The following is a 19,127-nucleotide window of genomic DNA, read 5'->3' as shown; positions in this document are numbered from 1 at the left end:
GCCTTAGGGTTTAGTAGCTACACCTTCCAGCATGGTACCGACAAGTGCTGGAAGGTCATTATGGCGATATATCAGCAGATCATCCGTTAAAAAACCAGCCTGCTTAATCAGCTGCAAGGTATCTCTTTGCAAACAGCAGCCACACGCCAATGGACGCCAAACAGGGTTCAAAACCTGCTGAAAAGCATGCGTCACTCTATGCTCACTTTTAACATGCTCAAATAAAACTAGATGACCACCAGGTTTTAAGACTCGATATATTTCTGACAATGCACGCAGTGGATCCGGAATAGAACACAATACCAAGCAGCAAAGTACTGTATCTAAACTGTTAGAAGCCAATGGCAGCTCATGCCCATCCCCCTGCACAAGGTAAAATTTATCCGCCTGCACAACTTCCAATACCGCTTTTTGTTTAGCCGCTCGTTGCAATAACGCTGCATCAGGCTCTACAGCAATCAATGAATTAATATTTGGAGAATAAAACGAGAAGTTAACGCCTGTTCCTACTCCTAACTCAAGCACATCACCCGTCAGAAACGGTAAAATCCGCTGCCTGTCTGTATTTAACTTTCTAGACACCTTATCTAGAAGGTATGGAAAAATATGCTTTCGATAGAGGTTTATCATCTCGCCCGCTCTGCTAAGATGTTAGAAATTGCTGTAATTTAAAAGGAACCTATATGGCGCGAATTAAAATTGACATGCCGGATCATTATACATTTACAACTGAGCTTCCGGTCAGAATAAGTGATATCAATTATGGTGGCCACTTAGGAAATGATGCTGTGCTCTCTATGATTCACGAAGCCAGAATTCGTTTTCTCAACTATTACCACTACACTGAGTTAGATGTTGAAGGCGCAGGCATCATTATGACCGACTCGGCGATAGTCTATCGAGCTGAGGGCTTTCATGGAGATATGATACAGCTTGATGTTACGGTGGGAGATTTTAACAAGTACGGATGTGATATCTATTACGTGTTATCCAACAAGAAAACCGCGGCAGAAATTGCCCACGCCAAAACTGGCATTGTATTTTTTGATTATGAAGAACGTAAAGTAATACCTGTACCAGAAGGCTTCAAAGCCAGCATGGAAAAAGACGCATAACTAAGAAGATGACATTAGGGCAATAGTGACAACATTGCCCTAATTAACATTATTCAACTGCAACAACACGCAAGCGCTTTACCTACTAGGCAACAACTTACTACTCGTCGAAGTCGGCGTAACTTCCTTTAGCCAGATTTTCAAAACGTGTATATTTACCAATAAATGCCAGCTTCAAAGAGCCTATCGGCCCATTACGTTGCTTACCAATAATGATTTCAGCGATGCCCTTATCTACTGAGTCCTCGTTATACACTTCATCACGATAAATAAACATGATGACATCGGCATCCTGCTCTATCGCTCCAGATTCACGCAAGTCAGAGTTAACCGGACGCTTATTGGGTCTGTTCTCCAAACTACGGTTAAGCTGAGAGAGCGCGATCACTGGACACTGCATCTCTTTAGCCAAAGCTTTTAAAGAGCGAGAAATTTCTGATATCTCTTCAGTACGACTGTTGGCTTTTCCTGTTTTAATCTGCATCAACTGAAGGTAATCGACCATAATCATGCCTAGATCACCATGCTCACGCACAATACGCCGTGCCCTTGTACGCATCTCATTTGGGCTAATGCCTGAGGTGTCATCAATAAATAATGGCTTATCCCTTAACATATTAACGGCGGTAGTCAGCTTCGGCCAGTCTTCTTCATCTAGCTGACCAGAGCGAACCTTGGTCTGATCTATTCTACCAACAGAAGATAGCATACGAGAAAGCAGTTGATCGGCAGGCATCTCTAGACTAAAAACTAACACAGGCTTTTCCTCAGCCATCAGTGCGTTTTCGACAAGGTTCATGGCAAAGGTAGTTTTACCCATGGAAGGACGCGCCGCAACAATAATCAAATCCGACGGTTGCATACCTGCGGTACGATCATCAAGGTCATCAAAACCTGTGGTAACCCCTGTTATTTGATCACTGTTGTTAAACAAAAAATCTATGCGATCAACAGCACGTTTTAACAACGGGTTGACGGGTTCTGGACCACCTTGGTTTGGACGGTTCTCAGCAATCTCAAAAATGCGTTGTTCAGCGTCGTTTAAAATCTCTTCGGAGCCCCGACCTTCAGGGCTAAAAGCATTTTCTGCTATTTCATGCGCTACACTGATCATCTGGCGCAGTAATGCGCGGTCACGCACTATCTCAGCATAAGCGCGGATGTTTGAGGCACTGGGTGTATTTCGAGCTAGCTTAACGAGATAATCAAGACCACCTGCTTTATCAAGCTCCGCTATGCGATCCAGCTCTTCTGACAGAGTCACTACATCGACAGGCTGCTGGTTATTCACCAGTTTCTGCATTACCCGAAATATTAGGCGATGATCATGACGATAGAAATGCTCTTCAGTCACCACTTCAGATGCAGTATCCCAAGCATTGTTATCAAGCATTAGACCACCGAGCACAGATTGCTCAGCCTCTATTGAGTGAGGAGAAACCTTAACGTTCGCAACCTCTTCATCATGCAGCTCGGCAAAATCCATCGAAAACCATACCCCTGAAAATAAAAAAGCACCACGTATATTCTACGCAGTGCTTTTCATTACTTGAATGTTTTTTTGCGAATTAGTTCGCGCCAACAACACTCACGATTGCAGTCGCATTTACTTCAGCGTGCAAATGTAGAACAACTTCGAATTCACCCGTGTGGCGCAAAGCACCTTCTGGCAAACGAACTTCGCTCTTATCAACAGCCTGGCCAGCTGCAGTAATTGCTTCAGCAATATCGCGAGTACCGATAGAACCGAACAATTTACCTTCGTCACCCGCTTTAGACGCGATAGTAACAGTAAGACCAGACAACGCTTCAGCGCGAACGTTAGCAGCGTTTAGCTTCTCAGCAGCAGTTGCTTCTAGTTCAGCACGACGTTCTTCGAATTTTGCAACATTAACAGCTGTTGCAGGGACTGCTTTACCTTGTGGAAACAGGTAGTTACGTCCGAAACCAGATTTCACAGACACTTTATCGCCTAATGCACCCAGCTTACCAATTTTCTCGAGCAGGATAACTTCCATCTCGTAAACCTCATTTGTTCTGCAGCTTACTTACTGCAGTACTAAATCTCAGCTGATTCATTACTTTCTATTCTCAAGAAAGTTACTTACCAACCCCGCAATCACCTAAGCGCTATCTATTAATGTCGATAAGACAAAAACAAATAACTATGACTTACTGATGGCTATCAGAGTAAGGCAATAATGCTAGGAAACGAGCACGCTTGATAGCAGTAGCCAGCTGACGCTGGTAACGAGCTTTAGTACCTGTAATACGGCTTGGTACGATTTTACCAGTTTCGCTTACGTAGCCTTTTAGTACTTCAAGATCTTTATAATCGATCTCAGTAACACCTTCAGCGGTAAAACGGCAAAATTTGCGACGACGAAAAAAACGAGCCATCTTGATATCTCCTAATTGTTAAATTATTCAGCAGCCGCTTCAACAGCAGGCGCTTCAGCAACAGGGGCAGCAGCAGGTTTTTCTTCCTGGCGCGGCTCTTCAGTACGACGAGGCTTACGCTCTTCACGTGCTTCAGATGCTTTGATTGGAGATACTTCTGTGACCGCTTCTTTGCGACGGATCATCATGTTACGCAAAACAGCATCGTTATAACGGAACATGTTTTCTAGTTCATCCAGAGTTTCCTGGTTGCACTCGATGTTCATCAGAATGTAATGTGCTTTGTGAGCATTGTTGATTGGGTAAGCCAATTGACGACGGCCCCAGTCTTCCATACGATGGATTTTACCGTCAGCACCTTCGATAACACCGGTGTAACGCTCGACCATTGCTGGAACTTGTTCGCTCTGGTTCGGATGAACCATGAATACGATTTCGTAATGACGCATTGTAGCTCCTTACGGTTTGAAGTCTTTGGACAAACTAAGCTATTTAAAAATTTAAACAGTGCCAAAAACAAGGAGGTTAATAGTATTCTCTCAAAGAGAGCGCGAAATTATACGTATTTAGAGCTATATTTGCAATACACGCAAAATCAAGACACTCATTAAAATGTGTGTGCTATATTTAATTTGATAAAGGGACTGGAACCCCAACACTTTCGGAGTGAAACATGGCTTGTATGAAACCGCAACCGCTGCTGTTAACGCTAATATTGTTAACATTATCTTCTGCTGTTAGTGCGGATTTTGTATATAAGTGTAAAAGCTCAGAAGGCAGGAAAGTATTTAGTGGTTTACCTTGTGGACCACATGCCACTAGAGAAGAATACAGAAACCTTGCTCCCGCTCGTAAAGTCGCTGAAGACTTACCACCTCGACAAGGAGAACTACTTAACGGTACAGCATCAAGCAAAGAAGATATGCAAAATTCTAACGATAAAGGCTCAAAGAAAAAATAACAGCGTCAATAGGTATTAACGCTGCTTTCGTTTTACTCACCTACCTCTACAATTTCGTGACTATGTGTAATTTCCACACCGCCACGCTCAAGCATCAAAGAAGCAGAGCAATATTGTTCCGCAGATAACTTAACGGCTCGAGCCACCTGCTTTTCTTTTAAACCACGACCACTAACAATAAACTTAACGTGAATTTTAGTAAAAACGGCGGGGACAGCATCCGCTCTTTGTGCAGAAATTTCTGCAACACAGTCAACAACATCTTGTCTTGTTTTTTTCAAAATACCAACAACATCATAACTAGTGCAACCGCCGAGCCCTAGCAGCATCAGTTCCATTGGGCGCGGACCCGCTTTTAACTCTCCATCCAAGGTAATGTCATAACCAGACCCGGTGGTTCCTTGAAAGCGCACATCACCATCCCACTTAACTGTTGCATTCATCGTCACTACTCTGCTCCTTAACTAAAAAGCTCTTTTAATTTTTCGCCCGGGTCATCCGCACGCATAAAGGTTTCACCTACTAAAAAGCTGAACACCTTCTGATCTCGCATTGCTTTTACATCTGCACGTGTCAGTATTCCGCTTTCGGTCACTACGATACGGTTGTCCGGAATCTCTCGCAATAAATCAAATGTATTGTCTAGCGTGACTTCAAAAGTATGCAGGTTACGATTATTGATACCTAGCATCCTGTTATCTAGTCGCAGCGCTCTTTCCAGCTCATCACCGCCATGCACTTCCACCAGCACATCCATACCCAACTTATGAGCAATACGATTTAATTCCTGCATCTGCGCATCTTCAAGCGCTGATACGATGAGAAGAATACAATCTGCGCCAATAGCTCGCGCTTCAAAGACTTGGTACGGGTCTACAATAAAGTCTTTACGAATCACTGGCAACGAACATGCCGCACGCGCTTCTTTAAGATAAGTTTCATGCCCTTGAAAGAAGTCCGCATCAGTGAGTACTGAAAGACAACTCGCACCGCCTCGCTGATAAGATTGAGCGATATCCGCCGGTATAAAAGGGTCTCTTAGCAATCCTTTAGAAGGGCTAGCCTTTTTAATTTCAGCAATAACTGCAGAGATGCCACCCGCAATGGAGTGAGCCATCACATTAGTGAAGCCTCTAGGCTTCATATCTTCATCATTTAACTGATTTTTGATTTGTTTTTCTATGTCACCCAAAGAAACTGTTGCGCTTCGTTCTTCAATTTCTTCAAATTTACGCTGTAAAATTTTCTTTAAAATAGTGGGAGTATCAGACATTTTTTTACTCTTTAAATCCTTGGCCAAACTCTACCAGTTGAGCCAGTTTGTTAGCAGCCGAGCCGTTAAGCATCGCCTCTTTAGCCAAAGCCACTCCCTCTTTCAGAGTAGCTGCCCTATCAGCCGCATATAAAGCAGCGCCAGAATTAAGCGCGATCATATCAATAGCTTTTTCATTAATGCCTGCAAATGCAGCTTGAATTAGCGCTAAACTTTCGGCCGAACTGCCTACCTGCAAACCTTCTAACGACTGCCTATGCAACCCGACATCTTCTGGTACCAAGGTGTATTCAGTTACTTCACCTTGTTTTAACTCAGCAACGTGAGTTTCACCCGCGAGACTGATCTCATCAAGCCCTTCAGCTGCATGCACTACCAGTGCATGAGTTGCACCTAATGCCTTCAACGCCTCAACCATAGGACGGCATAATGCCTTGTCAAAAACACCTAACAAATAGTGCTTGACGCCAGCAGGGTTGGTCAACGGTCCTAAAACATTAAACAACGTGCGAAGCGCCATATCTTTTCGTGGGCCTATCGCATATTTCATTGCACTATGGTGCTGAGGAGCAAACATAAAACCAACACCCACTTCATCAATACAGCGTGCTATCTGTTCAGGAGTGAGTGATAAATTAACGCCCGCAGCTTCTAGTAAGTCAGCCGAACCCGAACTTGATGAAACCGAACGGTTACCATGCTTAGCAACATGCCCGCCCGCTGCTGCTACAACGAACCCACAAGCAGAAGAAACATTAAATAGGTTAGCACTGTCTCCTCCGGTCCCTACAATGTCCACTGCATGGGTAGCTTTTATAGAAACAGGTATCGCCAAAGAGCGCATAACACTTGCCGCAGCAGTAATCTCATCAACTGTTTCGCCCTTCATACGCAAAGCGATTAACAACCCTCCTATCTGAGCATCTGTTGCTTGCCCAGACATTATTTGATGCATTACAGCTTCCATCTCGTCGATAGAAAGGTCACGACGCTCCACAACGACCGCCAACGCCTGCTTAATATCCATCAATAGCTCCTTTCTCTTATTATTAACGGCGTGTTTATTGTTACCGACGTAAAAAGTTAGCTAGCAGAGAGTGCCCCTGCTCAGTCAAAATAGCTTCCGGATGAAATTGCACACCTTCAATATCATACTCTCGATGCCGTAAGCCCATAATTTCATCAATTTCACCCTCAGAGCTCTCTGTCCAAGCGGTCACCTCAAGGCAATCCGGTAATGAGTTTTTTTCAACCACCAGCGAATGATAACGCGTAACATTAAGCGGGCGATTTAAGCCCTTAAAGACGCCGAAAAAATGATGATATATAGGCGAGTTTTTCCCATGCATCACCTCTTTTGCCCGCACAATCTTACCACCAAAAACTTGCCCAATACTTTGATGCCCTAAACAGATACCTAATATAGGAATTTTGCCCGCAAAATACTTAATAGCAGCTAACGAAATACCTGCTTCATTGGGAGAACAAGGCCCTGGAGAAATAACCAGATGACTAGGGCTAAGCGCCTCAATTTGCTCCAAGCTAATCTCATTATTACGATACACTTGAACATCAGCACCGAGCTCACCTAGGTATTGCACAATATTAAAGGTGAACGAATCAAAATTATCAATCATCAACAGCATATATAGTCCGACTTCCCACACAGACTCAATGCTATTACAAGGTCTGAAAAATAAACTTTAACACATTTAGCTTGAGTAAGTGCACCCACCGATGCCTAAACCACTACAATAGGAATAGACGCTAAAAAACCAAATATACCACACGGTAATATCAGTACGGTTTATTCTTACACCTCTCTAAATATCGAAAAAATAATACTCTTATTAGTTTAATTTAACGCCTACTCCCCATCTTTACGCACTCATCTCTCTTAAATTCATACAACTTCGCTAAAGCATTAGTTTGCGCACAAACCATACTAATAGCATCTTTTCCCAATAGTAGAACAGTGTACGATTTGCTGGATTATTCGATTGCTCAACAGTTGAGCTTAGCCGTGACGGTGTTACAGCGAAGAATTTAACATACTAGACAAAGAGCTAAAAATTAGCCTTTCACTTTTACAAAGACTGACAGTGCGCCCCCTTTAAAACAGCTGGCGCACCTAAACGAACCGATACACTTCCACGCAAAGCTAATAGAGTCAACCCTGGCGCATCAGGGTTAACTTTAAAACCTTGATCCATTAACTCTTTTACCTTCTTTCGCCTTTGCTTAGTACTTTGCGCACCTAGCAAAACCACTATTAATCGATTATCACCTTTCAACGCAGATGCTACTAAGTTGTATCCAGAGCCGCATGTATAGCCCGTTTTAAAACCATCGGCACCAGGGTAAGAATTTAAAAAGCCGTTATGCGAGACAAATGACTCACCCCGATATTTAAGTGTGCGATTAGAAAAAAAGTGATAATACTCTGGAAAATCCAATAACAATCTTCGCGCTAGGATTGCTAGGTCGCGAGCACTACTCACCTGCCCTGCATTAGGAAGCCCTGTGGCATTTTTAAACACCGAGTCTCGCATACCTAACTTTCGGGCTTCTTGACTCATTTTGATGGCAAATTTCTTTTCAGTACCACTTATCGCTTCCGCCAAAACCACAGCCACATCATTAGACGAAACTGTAGCCAAGGCCTTAATGGCTTTTCTTACAGTAATTTTTTCCCCTTTTAGCACCCCCAGCTTCATTGGCGGTTGCTGTTGCGCCCTCCCCGAAACACTCAACGCGCTACCCAGTGACAATTTCTGTTTTTTCAAACTCTGGAATGTGAGATATAACGTCATCATTTTAGTCAGCGACGCAGGGTACCAAGGCACATCAGCATCTGACTGCTTAATAACTGTTCCCGACTTCGCCTCAACAACTATGTAAGGCACACCTGCCTGCACATTGAGAGCAAAACCAAAAAAAGTGCACAAAAAAGCCACCATCAAAGTATTACGGCTATTTTTTATAATACACATGTTTTTTATCTTTTATGAACAACAGCTTCAAGCAAGCTTTTTGGGATTTTCAGAACAGCCAACTTTCACAAGACTGTTCGAACTGACATCAGTATTCTTTATGACAGCACTTTCTTGCCCCAAAGATCGCTCAACCCAACTTTTAGCCTGAGTGAACACAGCAGGCTTGATAAAATACAATGTCGCAACCGCAATAATGGCGATAAGAGCAACAGAGGCTACTAACAGCCCAAATCGCCCACTCGAATCTTGGGAAGCAGAAACATGAGTCACTGGCCTTTCAACCGCCCTATCAAAAAGCTGAGCACTTTCTTGCAAGAAATCGGTAGCAGCATGGCTTTCATCATTTCGTCCAACCCCAGCTGATTCACTTTCAGCAATAACTACTGGCTCCTCAACAGTGCAAGGTTCTGGCGCTGGCGCTGGTTCTGGCTCTGGCTCTGGCTCTGGCTCTGGCTCTGGCTCTGGCTCTAAAGCTGACACAGTAACGTCATACACGTCATCAACGTCAAATTCATTTCCTGGTGGAATTCCCGCCGGCAATAAATGCTCATTGCGAAGCTCTGAAATCACCAACTCAGATGCTTTAACGCCAATCTCATTTAATTCCTCTAAGCTGCCGTATAAAAACAAACGACTACAAATCAAGTTAATTCTTCTAGGAATTCCTTGGCTGTACTTAAAAATAATAGGGAAAACAGCTTCACTTATCGCGGGATCATTTTTCCAACCAACGATCTCAAGACGATGCTTAACGTATTCTTTCGTTTCACTTTCCAATAAAGGCTTTAGGAAGCAGGTGGCTACAAGTCGCTGATGCACTTGTTCCATTTCGGGACCATGAATAAGGTCCTGCAACGCCTCTTGGCCTAGTAAAAAAATCTGTATTAACGGAACACTATTCAATTGAATATTGGTGAGTAGCCTCAACTCTTCAAGTGCCGATATAGAAAGCCCTTGTGCTTCATCAATAATCAATAATGCACGACCACCATTCTTATGGTTACTAATAAGCATTTCTGACATACGCTGCAACAGAACCGCTTTATTACTTATCTCTTCTTTAATGCCAAAAGAGTATGCAACCATGCGCAGAAGATCATTAGCCTCCATCTGAGTGGAAACCAACATAGCCACTTTTACACTACTAGTAGATTCAAGACTATGAACCAAATCATTAACCAGTGTTGTCTTTCCGGTGCCAGGCTGTCCAGTAATCATGACAAAGCCTTCGGCACGCTCAAAAGCGTATTGCATATAGGCACGAGCACGAGCAAAGCTCTTATGCCCATAACAGAAACGAAAATCTGAACTTAAGCGAAATGGCTCTTCTGCAAGGTGATAATAAGCTTCATACATCAGTATTATTCCATAACCTGAAAACATCATTAGCGATATATCGCCACATATAATTCATTTACTCCGTCCCTGAAATAGCATCCAGCTGTAAACCACGAATCGGACTTGAGCCGCTGAGCATGAACGAGTAATCTTTAGCATAGCATTAAGAAGATTCACAGACACTTAACAAGGCTTTATATTCTAAATTATTCATTTAAAATCTAACTTCCAAATAAAAATCAATTCATTCTGATTTAAATATAGCTTCATGTTTTTATAGTTACCCGTTCTGGAGATCAGATGTACGAAGAACATTATGGCTTAACCGCAGACCCCTTTCGTCTGACCCCGGATGCAAGCCTGTGCTTTTTACACCCTGGATTCCAGAAAGCGAAAGCATCAATGAGTTACGCCCTACATCGCCAAGAAGGTTTTGTTCTGATAACCGGACAACCTGGCACGGGGAAATCCACTCTAATTTGCGATCTCATCGAACACTTGCCAGAGACAATTACGTTCATCCAAATCACATCATCACAACTTATAGCTGAAGACCTACTGTGCTTAATTTGCCTGAACTTTGGTCTTTTTCCTGAAGAAGGCAACAGCGCCAAACTATTACATTCTCTTCATCGCTACTTTTTAGAACAGCAGAAAAAAGGCAAACATACTTTACTAATTATAGACGAAGCCCAGAACCTCTCAGAAAAAGCGCTTGAAGAGTTAAGACTTCTCACTACTCTTCAAACAACAAACAAACCGTTATTACAAATCTTTCTTGTCGGACAAGAAAAGCTTCGCTCTACCGTCTCATCCCCAAGCCAAACACAGTTACGACAGCGCGTTACCGCTTCATACCATATGCGCCCTCTAAACGAAGTAGATACTAAAGAGTATATTCTATATCGTCTTACACACTGCAACTGGCAGGAAAATCCCGAATTTGATAGCAAAATATTTTACTATATCTATCGGTTCAGTAACGGTATACCACGAATAATAAATCTTATATGCAGCAGGCTTTTTTTACACGGCTGGCTAACAAAGCGAAGCTACTTCGAAATACAAGACTTACACATTATTATTCACGAACTCATCCAAGAGCAGCTTCTTCCAATAAGTAAAAGTCTTACTGAAGCATAAATAATAAAAAGGATTTCATCATGACAGAACCCACAGAAGTAGAAGCTAGTACTGACTTTATTGACAGCGTTTTAAGTCTATCCCACTTCTTACATAATCATGAAAACATTGATGCCTCACTAAGCGAATTAGCAACGCTTCTGGCAAAAACCCTCAAAACAGAAAACTGCTCAATCATGCTACTCAAAGACCAGCATGTCGACGAGTCATTCCCTCTTCGTTTACACGCTCATTCCGGTTCTCTACCTGATAGCGCTTATACTAAACCAGCATCTGCATCAGGTATCTCTGAATATGTTGCTCGTTCCGGCAAGCCTTTGCTGGTCCCAGATATTAAAAACAGTCAGTTTTCTGCATCAGCCCGCCAAGAGGGAGGATTCATATCCTTGCCAATTTGGACCGATAAAGTCGTTATAGGTGTCATAAACATTAGCAAACCATCTGATGGTCGAACTTTCGCAGAATCTGATCTTGAACTAGCAACCATTCTAGGAATGTTTGTTGCCAAATCCATTCAAACACTCCATTTACAATACATTCTCAGGTCAAAATTTGCGATTGCCGCTTTAGAACGAGAGCAAAATGCACAAAAAAATCTATCGGTGATTTTACTCAGAGTCCAGAAAAAGTTGCCAAAATTCTAGCCAAGGGTTTTTATCACGAGCTTTGCCATGCCGGGATTGAATCAGACCATATTATTGTTGCAGTATCAGAAATAATCACACTGCTAAATGAGCAATTAGAGAATAAAAACGAGCAAGATTAGAGCCACTGATACAGCCTTAATAGAGTTTAAGCTGCCGAGGATTCTTTTTCATTAGGTGAAATAAAAGCCTTATGAAAAAGGTGCCTGATTAGAAGCCCAAATGGCATTCTCAGATAATGCCCGCGGATAAAAAGAAGTTTACGCGCCAAAGCTGTACCGGCCAGTCGCGCACTATTGTGTGGTGGCATAATAACGCGATTAAACAATACGTCCATAAAACCTGCGGTGAGCATAGGCGCCCACTCCTGCTCACAGGAAGTAACTATATCTAACGGAATAGGGGTATTAAACATACGACGACTATATCTTAGGGCGTAATATAAAGGCTGTATAAGATCCATTTCTCGGGCCCTAACCAAAAGGGCCTGCCAGTCAAACTCCCGCGTCAAAACATCTCTTATTAACCCATCAAAATCCAATAGATCTCTAAACGCATGATCAAACTCAGTATCCATGAACAAGTGTGTAGCACTATGCAATAACATATCAATGTCAGACAATGTCCAAACACCATCTTCAACTTCTTGCAGGCCTGCAAAAAGATTACTAGCTACCGGCTTAAGAGAGGCAGTCAAAGGCAAAATAGTATGATGAATATCAATAACTGTATGCCGCTTAATATGCACTAAAGGAGGAATTTCATGCATCCAGTCCCGATAATAACGCTGATCATAGGCGCTTTGATTAGAACTCGCCCAGCCATGCCATTGAAGCGCTGCTTCTAATCTATCAATATTCTCCTTTGGGACTAAAAGATCAATATCAGAAAACGTCCTTCCTTTAGCACAAGGCTTATCGGAAATAACGTAGGCAGCCCCTTTCAGCAAAGTAAACTTCACCCCTAAAGAGGCAAAAACCGGAAGGAAGCGTTTAATTTCAGAGCGCGTATCACGTAGATATTTTTCTGAGACTATTGAGGCTGCTTCAAGGTGCCACATAACCACCTTAGGAACATCAAGCAATTGCTCCCTCTGTTTAAGTCGGTAGTACAGCATGCTCAAAACATGCGTGCTACGCCCTTGCTGAACTACCAAATTCCACTGAGCCAAAGAAACATCTTTAGCTGCACAGTCTCCTGTAAGCAAGCCGCATAGCACTTTAAATTTATTAGCAGTCATGAAACCAACAACTCTAATTGAGAGATCGCATCATTTAAATCACTGTAGGTAAGCTCATAAGCATCAGATTGCTGCACTAAGCTAGACAATGCATGAAAAGCATGAGACCCGAGCAAGTGATAATTAAATGCATTCTCAACCAAAGACATATAAGCATAAGCCTTTTCTTTGCTTTTCAGCTGCAATACAGCGTCTGCTTGATATTGAGGGAAAAGCACAATGGCCGCCTTCGCCTCCTCAGATGAGCGCTTGACGCTCTCAGTGGGTGGCTTTACATGAGCCACAGAACCTTTTAGCGTATCAGTACAGACATGACCAAATACTGATTCTGGCCAGAACTCTTGAATTACTTGTATAGATTCATTTTTAAGGCTCATGGGCTTTGGTAATGGCTGAAGCATTGAGTTCTTAATAGAAATCATTGTCAGCTCATCAGACAATAAACGCCAACCACGAGCAACAAGAGCAGTACATAAAGTACTTTTACCAGAACCCGAAGGCGCTGGCATAATAATGGCCTTATTATTTTTTTCTACTGCTGCAGCGTGCAAAATCAAGTACTGATGAGCGTGTGCTGACACACACCAGTTAATCCCCCACTCTGTTAATGCCGGGGATTGATTCAAAGACAAGGGGGTAAAAGGCACATTCCCATTAAACGTAAACTCAACCAAGGGTTTAACCCAGCCACGCATACCTGATTTTCTCGAAATCTGTATAGGAAAATCAACGAACGCTCTATCTTGATCAATTATCGCATCGGGGTACAACTGATAAATATGAGAAGCCACCAATGGGAGAGAGGATCGAATATGACACCAAAAAGGCCCTACATTCAATCTCAAACCGTCACAAGCTAGCTGATCGGCACATTCATCCACTGAAAAATCAGACACTATCATTGGATTTTTTTAATAATTCCCTGGCTGATCAGCAACATTAAATACTCTTTACTGCTATCCATAGCCATATTTTCTTGTGCAGAAACACAAAAAGTAGTTTCTTGAATTAACTGTAATATGTCAGCCTCTTGCTCACCTGCTACAGAAATCCTCTTTAATAGAGAAACGATGGAAGCACTTAACATATGCAAACCATCATTTTCCTGCTCATGCACAACAGACATATCACCAAACTCAGCAATCAAGGCAGTGGATAAGTCTATAGCAGAGTTATAGATAACCATAGACACTCACCCCTTACTAGTGCCTATTACTCTGCATATGTATCGAAATACCCTTGCATAGTAAGACCGACGCCATTTGGGTCTGTATCCCAAAACACTACCTGCCCTGTTTCTGGAAGCGTATAACCACTTCCATTCATCAGAGCTCTGAAGATATCAATAACTTTTCTCTCAACAACGGACGTTCCGCCACTAACAAGACCTAGTGTTATTTTCCCAGAAGCAGCATTCAACAAAGCCGCTACAGCATGAGACTCAATGCTAGAGTTCGGTTTTGTAAGCAACACTTCTAACAATGATGTTTCAGGAGGAAGCGTGTTCACTGAAAAAATAGCATTAAAGCTCTGCGTCTGCGGTCCACGACAGTATACCGTGCTACTAGCATCTACATAGTACCCTGCGTAAGCATACCCTGCAGTTGTCGCTTGAACTTGACATGCTGTTTGTTGCTCGGAATCGGAAGTTGGCGCACCAATACTAGAGTCTGCCACATAGGCTGCCGGCCAAGCGCCTGGAGATGCAGCCCAAGTAGACGGGCGAGCTCCAGCCAAAGCGCTACATGCAGGATCACCTGGGTGGTGAGAAGCAAATGTTGCCGAATTAAACGCAGATGGTGCACACAAAGCACCACCCCACGCTGTACGACTAGACATGCTCAAAATAATTGGAGCAGCAACACCAGCACCAAAAATACGTCGGCGTGATGAATCAACACCCGATGATTCGTGACCAGTGCTTACCTTTTGTTCTGTAAGCAATTCGTCATTTTTCGGACGATCCATTTTATCCTTCATCTGAGTAGCCCTACTGTTAATCTGTTAAGTGATGCATTTCTAAAAATGCATTCATATATACATATACGTTCTGCAAAAAACATGCCCTAAACCCCTAAAGCATGATTCATAAGTATTTTTCACTATTATCAAGCATATGGTGGCAACATCAAACACTGCGCTGTAAAAAATACTGACGTCAACTCAGGTCATTAGTATGACATCGTTTGAAACACTTAGCTTATACAAATAGGAATATCACAAGGCTACTTTAGCCATCAAACGACATCCCTCATTAAATACCTATTAGTTTAGCACTTGTTCTATGCACATAATCTTAAACATGTCTGATTTATATAAGATTAATAAAATTTTTCAAACCACATGCTACAATTAAATCCATTAAGAATAAGCAATCGATGCACGTAGATAACCAGCTATTTATCAAAAACAGTTTACCCTAAAGCCGAGTGGCACAATATACAAATACCTCAGCCTAATTAACCAACCAAAGAGAGACAAACAACGATGCTCGACAATGTCGGCTTTTATAGTTACTTATTTGCTTGCGCTAGCTATTTAATACTCGGCATTGTATTAATCTCATCATCAAAAGCCGACAAATCAGGCTTACCTATAAAAGCAGCAACCATAGCAACTTTTACCTGGGCTGCGTTGATAGCGTTTTCTTACTTCTCGCCAGAAGTACCTCTCCAAGCTATACAGATAACAGAGATCTTACGTGATGTTGCCTGGTGCTTTTTCTTACTAAAAATAATCTCACCGAATAAGAGTTCGACCAACATTAGCTCATCTATTGCTACTAGGTTAATCAACTCCCCGTTACTCCTAATAAGCATAGTATTTATTCTTAGCTGCATGATTTTGCTCATGAGCAGTTCAATCCTAGGCGAACCGCCTGAAAATCTGAAACATGACATCCCACTAATAGCCTGGATGGTATTCTCTATTACGGGGCTTTTGCTGATAGAGCAGCTTTATAGGAATTCATCCAAAGAGCAACACTGGTTTCTTAAACACCTCTGCTTAGGGCTAGGAAGTATTTTCGCCTACGATTTTTTTATATATGCAGACGCTCTACTCTTTAAACACTTAGATCAACAGCTTTGGGATGCTCGTGGTGTAATCAATGGCATCGCAATGCCTCTGATCATGATATCCCTGACAAGAAACCCTAACTGGTCACTTAATTTACAAGTGTCGCGTCAAGTGGTCTTCCACACCGCTACATTAACAGGGGCTGGCTTTTACCTTGTCCTCATGTCAGGAGCTGGTTATTTCATTAGATACTATGGCGGCACATGGGGATCAGTATTACAAATAACCTTTCTTTTCGGAGCGGGGCTGCTTCTTTTTATATTGCTATTTTCAGATAAAATCCGCTCTAGCGTCCGCGTCATCCTCAGTAAGCATTTCTTTAGCTATAAATATGACTATAGAGAGGAGTGGCAAAAATTCACTCACCAACTTTCCGAACACGAACTCGAAACTCCTGAACGAATTTGCTCAGCTATTGGCTCATTAGTACAAAGCAAAGGCGGTGTTATCTGGGGAAGAAACGAACACTCAACTTATCACTTGCTTACCAATTGGGATATGGCAGCCCCAGCAATAAGCTCCTCTCACTTACTCGAAATTAGCCAGTTTTTTGAACGCACTGAATGGGTAATTGATTTTGATGAATACAAACTGACTCCCGGGATATACGACGATCTAAACCTTCCAACAAGCTTATTAGAAATACCAAATGCATGGCTAATGGTCCCTTTACTCTTTAACGCAGAAGTTTATGGTTTTGTACTCGTAAAGCACTCTGATATTCAAAAGAATATCAATTGGGAAGATAGAGACCTACTAAAAATTGCTGGCAAACAAGCAGCCAGTCTTTTAGCCCAATATCAAGCAAGCCAAGCACTCATACAAGCCCAACAGTTTGAAGCATTTAATCGCCTGTCTGCCTATATTGTTCATGACCTAAAAAATATCCTAGCTCAACAATCGCTCATTGTATCCAATGCAGAAAAACATAAACATAAACCCGAGTTTGTAGATGATGTCATTCTAACCGTTCGCAATTCGGTAACAAGAATGACCCGCTTAATGGAACAAATGCGCAATGGAATGCGCGGCGCCACTCCCGTATCCATTGATATCAAGCAATTACTGAAAGCGGTCATTCAGCGCTTTAACACTCGCCAACCTACGCCAACACTTATTGACACAGAGCTACAAGCTTTTGTTTTTGCTGATAATGAGCAATTATCTAATGTCTTTAACCACATCATCCAAAACGCTTTAGAAGCAACTGAAGAGCATGGAAGTATAGAGATCAATTTATGCAGCTCTCTTTCTAGTGCTATTATTGAAATCAAAGATAGTGGCTGCGGTATGGATGAAAGCTTTATTCAACACAGATTATTCAAAGCTTTTGACTCAACCAAAGGCTTAACAGGAATGGGCGTCGGCGCCTTTGAAAGCAGGGAAGTAGTTCGCTCTCTTGGCGGTGACATCCAAGTAACAAGCTCACCCGGTAGCGGAACAACATTCCACATCACACTACCATTACACAACAAACCCCATCCTAATATACAAGATGCGCAAATAAGGAACTATTAAATGAATGGATCTAAAAAGAACCTGCTTATCGTTGAGGATGATGAAGGTTTGCAAAGCCAGTTACGCTGGTGCTTTGATGGCTTTGAAGTCGCCATCTGCGGCACAAGAGCTGACGCCATTACACAGCTAAGACGCCTTCAACCTGGTGTAGTCCTCCTTGATTTAGGACTCCCTCCTGATCCTGGCGGAGTTACAGAAGGCTTCGCCACATTGAAAGAAATATTATCGTTAACTCCTGAATGCAAAGTCATTGTAGTCACAGGTGATAACGATCGCACTAACGCGGTAAAAGCAATAGCGCTAGGTGCTTATGACTTTTATCAAAAACCCGCTGACCCTGAAATATTAACTCTTATTGTAGAAAGAGCATATAAAGTTTATCAGCTAGAAGTTGAAAACAAACAACTACAACAAAGTCATCACAGCATGCCGTTAGATGGCATTATTGCAGCAAGCGCCCCGATGCTCAAAGCATGCAGAACAATTGAAAAAGTTGCTCCATCTGACATCACTACATTACTTTTAGGCGCGAGCGGAACCGGTAAAGAGCTATTTGCTCAGGCCATCCATAAACTAAGCCCTCGCGCTAATGAAAAAATAGTTGCTATCAACTGTGCAGCCATCCCTGACAGCTTACTTGAAAGCGAGCTTTTTGGTCATGAAAAAGGTGCCTTTACTGGCGCCACAAAACAAACAATAGGAAAAATCGAACTAGCTAACGGAGGAACACTGTTTCTTGACGAGATAGGCGACCTTCCTTTTGAGTTGCAAGCAAAGCTTCTACGCTTTTTTCAAGAGCGCATTATTGAAAGAGTTGGTGGCAGGGTAGAAATCCCAATTGACGTACGTATTGTATGCGCAACACATCAAGACTTAACAACACATATAAAAGAAGGGCGCTTCCGAGAAGACTTATACTACAGAATAAGCGAAATAACGGTCCAAATACCTTCGCTAAAAGACAGAGAGGGTGATGCCCTTTTACTCGCGAAGTCCTTTTTAACAAGACTAAACAAAGAATATGGAAAGACCATTAGAAATTTTGATTCAGAGGCAATAGCAGCAATTGAATCTTACAACTGGCCTGGAAATGTACGAGAAATTGAAAGCAAAATTAAAAGAGCCGTAATAATGGCGGATGGTGCATACATCACAACAGAAGACTTGGAGCTCTGTTCAGAAGACGCGGATTACGCCCCGCTCAATCTAAAGCAAATAAGAGATGAAGCAGAAAAGAAAGCAATCAAAAGAGCGCTACACCATGCTGACTTTAGCATTTCAGATACCGCAAAAGCACTTGGAATTACACGCCCTACTCTTTACAGCATGCTAGATAAGTACAACCTACACCCCAAAACGGAATAGTTGAATTACTCTGCCTTCGACAAGGAAAGCACCTCCCCCTTCCTTGTCGATAAGCA

At 42.4% G+C, this 19,127-nt stretch carries 21 protein-coding genes; 6 read left to right on the top strand and 15 right to left on the bottom strand.

Features of this window, described 5'->3' with window-relative positions; genetic code table 11:
- Positions 1-3: 3 nt before the first annotated feature.
- Positions 4-630, bottom strand: a complete 627-nt coding sequence (locus tag NEJAP_RS04340; RefSeq protein ID WP_201349467.1) for a class I SAM-dependent methyltransferase — start codon at positions 628-630, stop codon at positions 4-6.
- 53 nt (positions 631-683) lie between these two features.
- Between NEJAP_RS04340 and NEJAP_RS04335 the strand changes: the two genes are divergently transcribed.
- Positions 684-1,115: an acyl-CoA thioesterase gene (locus NEJAP_RS04335; RefSeq protein ID WP_201349466.1), complete on the top strand. Its 432-nt coding sequence runs from the start codon at positions 684-686 to the stop codon at positions 1,113-1,115.
- 100 nt (positions 1,116-1,215) lie between these two features.
- Here NEJAP_RS04335 and dnaB read toward each other — a convergent pair whose 3' ends face one another.
- The 4 genes from dnaB to rpsF form a co-directional block, all read right to left on the bottom strand.
- Positions 1,216-2,601 (bottom strand): replicative DNA helicase, encoded by a 1,386-nt coding sequence (dnaB, locus tag NEJAP_RS04330; RefSeq protein WP_201349465.1) that lies wholly within the window; start codon positions 2,599-2,601, stop codon positions 1,216-1,218.
- Between the two features lie 82 nt (positions 2,602-2,683).
- Positions 2,684-3,133 carry a 50S ribosomal protein L9 gene (rplI, locus tag NEJAP_RS04325; protein WP_028469699.1) on the bottom strand — a complete coding sequence of 150 codons (450 nt, stop codon included), beginning with the start codon at positions 3,131-3,133 and terminating at the stop codon, positions 2,684-2,686.
- A gap of 154 nt (positions 3,134-3,287) precedes the next feature.
- Positions 3,288-3,515, bottom strand: coding sequence for a 30S ribosomal protein S18 (gene rpsR, locus NEJAP_RS04320; protein WP_028469698.1), 228 nt, complete (start codon positions 3,513-3,515; stop codon positions 3,288-3,290).
- A 23-nt stretch (positions 3,516-3,538) separates the two neighbouring features.
- The gene (gene rpsF / locus NEJAP_RS04315; RefSeq protein WP_028469697.1) at positions 3,539-3,964 is read right to left on the bottom strand and encodes a 30S ribosomal protein S6; all 426 of its coding nucleotides are present in this window, start codon (positions 3,962-3,964) and stop codon (positions 3,539-3,541) included.
- 224 nt (positions 3,965-4,188) lie between these two features.
- Here rpsF and NEJAP_RS04310 point away from each other — a divergent pair, with 224 nt between their 5' ends.
- Positions 4,189-4,476, top strand: coding sequence for a DUF4124 domain-containing protein (locus tag NEJAP_RS04310; RefSeq protein ID WP_201349464.1), 288 nt, complete (start codon positions 4,189-4,191; stop codon positions 4,474-4,476).
- A gap of 32 nt (positions 4,477-4,508) precedes the next feature.
- Here the strand turns inward: NEJAP_RS04310 and NEJAP_RS04305 are convergent, their stop codons facing one another.
- From NEJAP_RS04305 to NEJAP_RS04280, 6 genes are all read right to left on the bottom strand, one after another.
- Positions 4,509-4,919, bottom strand: coding sequence for an OsmC family protein (locus NEJAP_RS04305; protein WP_201350461.1), 411 nt, complete (start codon positions 4,917-4,919; stop codon positions 4,509-4,511).
- Between the two features lie 17 nt (positions 4,920-4,936).
- Complete coding sequence (gene trpC / locus NEJAP_RS04300) at positions 4,937-5,749, bottom strand: indole-3-glycerol phosphate synthase TrpC (RefSeq protein ID WP_201349463.1); 813 nt, start codon at positions 5,747-5,749, stop codon at positions 4,937-4,939.
- Positions 5,750-5,753: 4 nt separating this feature from the next.
- Positions 5,754-6,776: an anthranilate phosphoribosyltransferase gene (trpD, locus tag NEJAP_RS04295; protein ID WP_201349462.1), complete on the bottom strand. Its 1,023-nt coding sequence runs from the start codon at positions 6,774-6,776 to the stop codon at positions 5,754-5,756.
- A 40-nt stretch (positions 6,777-6,816) separates the two neighbouring features.
- Positions 6,817-7,395 carry an anthranilate synthase component II gene (locus NEJAP_RS04290; RefSeq protein WP_201349461.1) on the bottom strand — a complete coding sequence of 193 codons (579 nt, stop codon included), beginning with the start codon at positions 7,393-7,395 and terminating at the stop codon, positions 6,817-6,819.
- Positions 7,396-7,836: 441 nt separating this feature from the next.
- Positions 7,837-8,742 (bottom strand): D-alanyl-D-alanine carboxypeptidase family protein, encoded by a 906-nt coding sequence (locus tag NEJAP_RS04285; RefSeq protein ID WP_201349460.1) that lies wholly within the window; start codon positions 8,740-8,742, stop codon positions 7,837-7,839.
- 27 nt (positions 8,743-8,769) lie between these two features.
- A complete protein-coding gene (locus tag NEJAP_RS04280) occupies positions 8,770-10,101 on the bottom strand; it encodes an ExeA family protein (protein WP_201349459.1) in 1,332 nt (443 codons plus the stop codon).
- Between the two features lie 282 nt (positions 10,102-10,383).
- On the opposite strand from NEJAP_RS04280, the gene NEJAP_RS04275 reads away from it, so the two are divergent.
- Both NEJAP_RS04275 and NEJAP_RS04270 read left to right on the top strand, forming a co-directional pair.
- Positions 10,384-11,226 carry an ExeA family protein gene (locus tag NEJAP_RS04275; protein ID WP_201349458.1) on the top strand — a complete coding sequence of 281 codons (843 nt, stop codon included), beginning with the start codon at positions 10,384-10,386 and terminating at the stop codon, positions 11,224-11,226.
- A 20-nt stretch (positions 11,227-11,246) separates the two neighbouring features.
- Positions 11,247-11,870, top strand: a complete 624-nt coding sequence (locus NEJAP_RS04270; protein ID WP_201349457.1) for a GAF domain-containing protein — start codon at positions 11,247-11,249, stop codon at positions 11,868-11,870.
- Between the two features lie 148 nt (positions 11,871-12,018).
- On the opposite strand, the gene NEJAP_RS04265 is transcribed toward NEJAP_RS04270, so the two are convergent.
- The 4 genes from NEJAP_RS04265 to NEJAP_RS04250 are packed head-to-tail and all read right to left on the bottom strand — an operon-like array spanning position 12,019 to position 15,090.
- On the bottom strand, positions 12,019-13,110 hold the full coding sequence (locus NEJAP_RS04265) for a nucleotidyltransferase family protein (protein WP_201349456.1): 1,092 nt from the start codon (positions 13,108-13,110) through the stop codon (positions 12,019-12,021).
- Positions 13,107-14,012 (bottom strand): HprK-related kinase A, encoded by a 906-nt coding sequence (locus tag NEJAP_RS04260; protein WP_201349455.1) that lies wholly within the window; start codon positions 14,010-14,012, stop codon positions 13,107-13,109. Before NEJAP_RS04260 ends, NEJAP_RS04265 begins: the two co-directional genes overlap by 4 nt.
- Positions 14,009-14,296 (bottom strand): hypothetical protein, encoded by a 288-nt coding sequence (locus tag NEJAP_RS04255; RefSeq protein ID WP_201349454.1) that lies wholly within the window; start codon positions 14,294-14,296, stop codon positions 14,009-14,011. Before NEJAP_RS04255 ends, NEJAP_RS04260 begins: the two co-directional genes overlap by 4 nt.
- Positions 14,297-14,322: 26 nt before the next feature.
- A complete protein-coding gene (locus NEJAP_RS04250; protein WP_201349453.1) occupies positions 14,323-15,090 on the bottom strand; it encodes a hypothetical protein in 768 nt (255 codons plus the stop codon).
- Between the two features lie 507 nt (positions 15,091-15,597).
- Between NEJAP_RS04250 and prsK the strand changes: the two genes are divergently transcribed.
- Both prsK and prsR read left to right on the top strand, forming a co-directional pair.
- A complete protein-coding gene (gene prsK / locus NEJAP_RS04245) occupies positions 15,598-17,706 on the top strand; it encodes an XrtA/PEP-CTERM system histidine kinase PrsK (protein WP_201349452.1) in 2,109 nt (702 codons plus the stop codon).
- The gene (gene prsR / locus NEJAP_RS04240; RefSeq protein ID WP_201349451.1) at positions 17,707-19,071 is read left to right on the top strand and encodes a PEP-CTERM-box response regulator transcription factor; all 1,365 of its coding nucleotides are present in this window, start codon (positions 17,707-17,709) and stop codon (positions 19,069-19,071) included.
- The last annotated feature ends 56 nt before the right edge of the window (positions 19,072-19,127 follow it).

Source organism: Neptunomonas japonica JAMM 1380 (genome assembly GCF_016592555.1).
Taxonomy (GTDB): Bacteria; Pseudomonadota; Gammaproteobacteria; order Pseudomonadales; family Balneatricaceae; genus Neptunomonas; species Neptunomonas japonica_A.
This window is presented reverse-complemented; position numbering and strand designations above follow the sequence as displayed.